Origin of the sequence: Bacteroides sp. AF34-31BH, from assembly GCF_003602795.1 — a bacterium.
GTDB classification, from domain to species: domain Bacteria; phylum Bacteroidota; class Bacteroidia; order Bacteroidales; family Bacteroidaceae; genus Bacteroides; species Bacteroides uniformis.
Window position 1 is genome coordinate 1 of record NZ_QTLV01000025.1, and the last position, 6,335, is coordinate 6,335.

Here is a 6,335-nt window from a genome sequence, read left to right on the forward strand (position 1 = left end):
TTTAAATTTATAAATTTAAAGTTTTCAATTATGAACAAGAAGTTTCTAAGTGTAATCCTGTTCAGCGCCTTAATGGTGGGCACTGCAGGAACGTTTACGTCTTGTAAGGACTACGATGACGACATCGATCAGATCAATAAGGAGCTGACCGACATCAAGTCTTCATTAAGTGCTTTGCAAGCAAAAGTTGACGCTGGTAAATATGTAACCAACGTAACTAAGAGTGGTGATGGTATTGTTGTAACCTGGAATGACAATTCAACCAGCACAATCGAAACCATTAAGGGTGACAAGGGTGACAAAGGCGACAAGGTTGAAATCACAATTGATCCTACCACTAAGAACTGGAAGATTGACGGTATAGATACCGGCATTTGTGCAGAAGGCAAAGATGGTGGAGCTGGTACTCCAGGCGCTCCGGGAGCAGCTGGTAAAGACGCAAAATCTCCTACTATCAGCGAAGAAACTGGCAACTGGGTAGTTTATGCATGGGATTCCGAGAAACAAGAGTATGTAGGTACTGATACCGGTGTTTCCGCTAAAGGTGCAAGCGCTTATGTTGTAGATAAAGGTAACTATTATGAATTGAACGTTGCCGTTGATAAAGCCGGAAGTGCTTATACAACTGTTAAATTGCCAAAGACTCCGGTAGTGATTACAGAGATTGAAGTAATGGGACAAGTTGTTACCAAGGACAATGGTAAAACTTACCAAGTTACAGATTGGAGCGAGCCTATTTCTTATAACTTCGTGTTGGCAACTAAAGCTAATGCCGACAAATGGAACAAGCTGGATGGTGCCAAGAAACTGAAAGAAGGTCAAGCATTGTCGACACTATCTAACGGAAATCTGCTGGTTCGTATCGCACCGGCTGCTTTGGATGCAAGCGAATTCTCATTCAAGATGGTAAATTCCAAGCTAGGTGAAGCTCCTATGACTTTGGGGACTCCCACAGCTTTCAATGGTTTACTGACAAGAGCTGTTTCTGGCAATGGTTTGTGGGCTATGCCTCTCTCTGCCAACGAGGGTGAAACATATAAAAAAGAAGCTGATTACAAAGCTAAATTCACAGTTGACAATAAAGCTATTGCATACGCTTTGCAAGAAGCTGATGGATTTACTACATTGTACAATCTTTCATTTGAATTCAATGAAAACATTGATTTGGCAGCCAAACCGATAAAGCTCAATGACAAAGCTATTGACTCTGCAACCGATCAGGATAACACGAAGGTAACGCCTGCTACTATCGGCGAACTGCTGACTGTGAAATTCGACAATCCGCAGAATGTGTATGATGCTTACGTAGAAATCGATGAAGCTACTATTGTACGTTGGGGCATTACTGACATTGACGGTCTTAGCTTCAAGATTGGCAAGTTGGCTGACAACATTACTACTACTTACTTCCCGATTACAATTCATTATGTAGCATTGGATGGTAAGGTAACATCTACGCCGACTAACGTTAAACCAGCCAAGAGCTTGAGCGGTGTAACGACTCTGCCGACTCAAAACTTTGAAATCTCTGCAACCGCAGCAAACAACAAAAAGGATTACTCTCTTGCTCCGATGTTCGAAGATTTGGCTGGTAACGCATTGGTTCTGTGGAAAGCAGATGTTGATATAGCTAAAACAAAAGATGCAATAAAAGTTTATCGCATTAACGCTAATGGCACTACAACGGAAATGCCTAACGTAACTGTTGTATTTGACAAGGACAATAAAGATCTCACTAAGTTGACTATTAATGTAGATGATGCTAGAAGTACAGCTTACGAACTTGACAAGAACTATTATGCTGAAATCAAATTCTTGGATCAGAATAGCGAAGTATTGAATACCGTTAAGGCTCCGTTCACTTTGTCAATCCCTGCATTGTCTAAGTTCCTCGTTAAGGAAAATGTTGTATTCGGCACTACTTCTACAGGTAAGGCTTACATGAATACGGAAGACCTTGTTACTCCTGCAGCAGGCACTCCATATGCATCACGTTACGCATTCAAACATGCATTCAACAAGTTTGATAATGTATATGCCAATAGCTCTACGATTACATTTGCAATCGATCCTGCACAGAAGATTAACAACGTTGCAGTTGCAAATACCCATGCTAAGTTGACTGATGCAAGCACTAGTAATGTTGCAATCGAATTGATTGGTGATAAAGCTTACCATACACCTATCAACATCGTTATTTCAGATGCTAAATATTTGGGTATCTATGCATACGGTGAAACTGAACGTGCTGCCAATGCATTCAAACTGGATGTAATGAGCCCGATTGAACAAGGTACTGTAGAAGCTGCAAGTGCTGCCGGCATCAGTGTAGTTGCAACATCTGAAGGCGTTGCTAAGTTGTACGAAAAAGACTTTAAGGCTGCTACATATGCTGGTATTGCCTATAAGATCTTCAAAGACAAGTTTGCTGCGGGAGATACTGAAGCATCACTGTACACAAGCCCATACATCTCCGATGTTACATTCGAATCTGCCAATACCAACGTATTTACGGTAGAAAAGAATGGTGTAGGAGCCAAGAAGAACGGCAACAAGGTTGAGGAAGGCTATGTAGAAGTTACTCCGAAGAATGCCGGATATGACACTACTGAAAAACTGAATGTTACAGTAAAAGACATCTGGGGCTATACAAAGAAAGCTGATATCAATGTAACAGTTAAACCAAATTCTGCAAACTAAAATATAAACAGAATCGGTCTAACCTTTACAAATAGTAAAGATGAGTTAAGGGTGTGCTATTTTTAGCACACCCTTTCTGTATTCTCCATGTTTCATCATTACTTTGATATTTCAGTTAATTTATACCCGAAAAGATATAATCTCTTTCTCCTTTAATCTTTTTATACCCTTATGGGTGTAATAACGAAAATATATTCTATCTTTGTACCCCAAAGGGTATAAAAATGGAATATACGGAACAAACAACATTATCCAAATATGTAAAAGCGATGCGTAAGCAGTACAATCTGACCCAAGTGGAACTTTCGGAAAAGTCAGGAGTAGGCTTGCGCTTTGTCCGTGAATTGGAACAAGGCAAACAGACGCTGCGGTTGGACAAGGTAAACCAGCTACTGTCTTTGTTTGGCAGCGAAGTTGGCGCAGTACCTATAACTAAAACTGACGAATGATGAAGCAGGCATTGATAAATCTCCGAGGAATAAAAGCCGGTATCCTCACAGAGGATGAGGATGGCTATACCTTCCAGTACGATACGGAATTCCTGCAGTCGGATGTTGCAGAAGCTGTCAGTCTCACATTACCCTTGACAGAGAAAGCCTATCACGACAAAGTGCTGTTTCCTTTTTTCGACGGGCTGATACCCGAAGGATGGCTGCTTGACATTGCGGAAAAGAACTGGAAAATAGATGCACGTGACCGAATGTCACTGTTGCTGGCGTGCTGTAAAGACTGTATCGGTGCAGTGGGTATCGAACCTATAAATGAGGAGGATTAAAAATGGCAAAATGTCTGTATTGCTACAAAGAACTGAATGGAAATGAGAGGGATTTCCACAAGGCTTGCTCAAAAAAGATATTCGGGACACTAGAGGCGCCTATATTGCCTTATACGCACAATAATCTCAACGATTTGGCAAGGCAGGTAATTCGCAGTCAGACCACACTGACCGGAGTGCAGGCCAAATTATCATTGGATATCAACAAAGGAAGTAAAAACGAGCCTGGACGATTTACGATTGTAGGCTTATGGGGGCGCTATATTTTGAAGCCGCAAACCGAACGGTTCGGTAATCTTCCCGAATTAGAGGATCTGACAATGCATCTTGCGGAAATAGCCAAGATACGAGTTGTGCCACATAGCCTCATCCGCTTTGAGGATGGTGAATTATGCTATATCACCCGGCGCATAGACCGCACGAATGAAGGGGGAAAATTGGCTATGGAGGATATGTGCCAACTTTCTGAAAAACTCACTGAACAAAAATACAAAGGTTCTTATGAGCAGATTGCGAAGCTAGTGCTGAGATATTCATCCGCTCCCAAATTGGACCTGGTGAATTTCTGGGAGCAAGTCGTCTTTTCATGGATAACCGGTAATGCCGACATGCATTTGAAGAACTTCTCGCTTTATAGTCCCCAACAAGGGGTATATACGCTCACACCAGCATATGACATGCTGTCTACCGCATTGGTGATGCCTGAAGACACCGAAGAACTTGCACTTACACTAAACGGCAAAAAACGTAAATTGAAGAAGGCTGACTTTGTTATGTCCATGCGGGCGTCGGGATTGGACGAAAAAGTAATAGAAAACCTCTTCAAGAAACTCTTGAAAGTAGAAACCAAATGGATGGAGTTCATCAGTCTCTCTTTTCTACCGGAGGAGATGCAAATATCATATAAAGACATGATAAGCATAAAACTCAATATGCTGAAATGATATGAAACCCAACAAGGATTTCCTCTTTCTATCGCCCTTCTCTCTTTACTTCAATCCACCTTCTGAAGAAAGGGTCATCCAGTTCATACCCCTCATTACGTATCACATATCCTTGTTGTCCAAGTCGCTTCAAACTACTGAAGGCAGTACTTGGAGAATCAATACCGACACCTTGTAGAAAAGGAAGACTGGACGGAGTCCCCATCTGCATAGTTAAGCCTATCAAGACTTTTTTATCTGTTTTATTGAAAGTGCTCCATAAACGTTCATAATCCATATCGTGTACATGAGTCAACTCCGTAATGGCAGTTTCCAACAAAGTATCACTGTAACCGTTTTGTTTCCAGTTATTCCATGTCTGGTAAGCCAGTTGCTGGGTGTAATAGGGATGACAATTGGTGAACGACAGAATGCTGCGGCCTATCGTTTCAGCATCCATATCTTCACCCAAGAGAAGAAAGCCATTCTTGAGAAACTCATAGAAGTCATCTTGAGGAATCTTACCCAACTTCATCAAATATCCAAAATGATAGAAAGGAGATTTCTTTTTCTCAAAGATTTCCTGCATCATCGATTCCTGGCTACCTAAGAAAATGTAATTGGCATGGTTGTAAGTCTGTAGAATAGACCGCAATCTTTTATCCAGATTCTTGTCCAATGTACGTATTTCTTGGAATTCGTCCAGTACTACAATCGGTTTCTTGTGTGGATTCTTCATTCCCAGTTTATCAATCAGTGTGAATACATCCTCTAACAGAATGAAACCATCCATTGACGGCTGAAATGAAACTTCTATGCCATCCGTCATGGGATTGGTTGAAATGGTGGGGATAAAACGAAAGTGAGTGATAAGATGCTTCAGACGTTCCATAGGATATTGTTGAAGCACAATCCGCAATAATCGTGCAGCAAAGTCGGCAGTGTCTGTTACCAACTGCAGGTTCAACTGAAAAACGGGACGTGACAATCCTTTCGTTACTTTTTGAACGAGGCTGGTCTTGCCGAAACGTCGTGGACTAATAAGTATCAGGTGATTCTCACTTGCAAGTATCTCTCTTACTTTTTCTTGTTCCCCTACTCTATCCGTAAAGTATTCACCGTCTACAATCGTACCGAATTTAAATGGATTATTCATATTGCGACTTTTTTCAATGCGACTTTTTTCGCAAATATAAGAAATATATTTGAGTTCATTCTGAAAGACTGGCTAAAATGAAGAAATACATTATAAGCTTCTGTTTTTCTTCATTTTATTGTATATACTTGTAAGGCAAACCCTTTATAAATAAATTGGAAATGAATAGAAATGAAATTACCTTACAGGAGATGTTCTCCTCAGTCATCAGAGAACTCCGGGAAGGCGGCAGGTGGGGGACGGCACACATCTACCAGTCAGCGGTGAATGCATTCTCGGCATTCACCCAATGGCAACCGATGCCCATGCGCAAGCTGAGCCCGACCGTACTGAAGAGATTCGAAAACTTCCTCAGGCAGAGGAATTGCAGTTGGAACACCGTATCCACCTACATCAAGACGGTACGCTCAGTGTATCATCGGGCAGTGGACAGAAAGTACATACGGTATGTACCCAGACTGTTTGAGCATGTATATACCGGCACACGGGCAGACAGGAAGAAGGCGCTCGAAGCATCCGACATCAGCAGCCTGGTAAGGGAGACGGAAAGGAGCCTGCAAGGAGGGACGCTCCCAAACACACAGCAGAGAACAAGGATTTTCTTCGTACTCATGTTCATGCTCAGGGGCATACCCTTCGTGGACCTGGCGTACCTGCACAAAAGGGACCTGCAGGGGAATGTACTGTCTTACAGAAGGCGGAAGACGGGACGGGCGCTGACCGTGTCACTCACACCCGAAGCCATGCAGATGGTCAGGATGGTGGCGAACAGGAATCCCGA

Annotated in this window: 6 protein-coding genes; 5 read left to right on the top strand and 1 reads right to left on the bottom strand. The window is 42.2% G+C overall.

Going from position 1 to position 6,335, the window contains the following annotated elements:
• The first annotated feature begins 30 nt into the window (after positions 1-30).
• From DWZ67_RS19735 to DWZ67_RS19750, 4 genes are all read left to right on the top strand, one after another.
• Entirely contained in the window at positions 31-2,700 is a 2,670-nt protein-coding gene (locus tag DWZ67_RS19735) for a PL29 family lyase N-terminal domain-containing protein (RefSeq protein ID WP_120139554.1), read from the top strand.
• A gap of 224 nt (positions 2,701-2,924) precedes the next feature.
• Positions 2,925-3,149 (top strand): helix-turn-helix transcriptional regulator, encoded by a 225-nt coding sequence (locus DWZ67_RS19740; protein ID WP_005824474.1) that lies wholly within the window; start codon positions 2,925-2,927, stop codon positions 3,147-3,149.
• Positions 3,149-3,475, top strand: coding sequence for a HipA N-terminal domain-containing protein (locus DWZ67_RS19745; protein ID WP_022401131.1), 327 nt, complete (start codon positions 3,149-3,151; stop codon positions 3,473-3,475). The genes DWZ67_RS19740 and DWZ67_RS19745 overlap by 1 nt, the downstream gene beginning before the upstream one ends.
• A 2-nt stretch (positions 3,476-3,477) precedes the next feature.
• Positions 3,478-4,419: a HipA domain-containing protein gene (locus tag DWZ67_RS19750; protein WP_057087487.1), complete on the top strand. Its 942-nt coding sequence runs from the start codon at positions 3,478-3,480 to the stop codon at positions 4,417-4,419.
• Positions 4,420-4,447: 28 nt separating this feature from the next.
• Here the strand turns inward: DWZ67_RS19750 and DWZ67_RS19755 are convergent, their stop codons facing one another.
• Positions 4,448-5,554 carry an AAA family ATPase gene (locus tag DWZ67_RS19755; protein ID WP_057087484.1) on the bottom strand — a complete coding sequence of 369 codons (1,107 nt, stop codon included), beginning with the start codon at positions 5,552-5,554 and terminating at the stop codon, positions 4,448-4,450.
• 161 nt (positions 5,555-5,715) lie between these two features.
• On the opposite strand from DWZ67_RS19755, the gene DWZ67_RS19760 reads away from it, so the two are divergent.
• On the top strand, positions 5,716-6,335 hold a 620-nt coding region (locus DWZ67_RS19760; RefSeq protein WP_243635196.1), incomplete at its 3' end, for a site-specific integrase.

Coding starts and splice junctions, on each gene's coding strand:
- DWZ67_RS19735 (WP_120139554.1), top strand. CDS start 31: ATGAACAAGAAGTTTCTAAGTGTAATCCTGTTCAGCGCCTTAATGGTG.
- DWZ67_RS19740 (WP_005824474.1), top strand. CDS start 2,925: ATGGAATATACGGAACAAACAACATTATCCAAATATGTAAAAGCGATG.
- DWZ67_RS19745 (WP_022401131.1), top strand. CDS start 3,149: ATGAAGCAGGCATTGATAAATCTCCGAGGAATAAAAGCCGGTATCCTC.
- DWZ67_RS19750 (WP_057087487.1), top strand. CDS start 3,478: ATGGCAAAATGTCTGTATTGCTACAAAGAACTGAATGGAAATGAGAGG.
- DWZ67_RS19755 (WP_057087484.1), bottom strand. CDS start 5,554: ATGAATAATCCATTTAAATTCGGTACGATTGTAGACGGTGAATACTTT.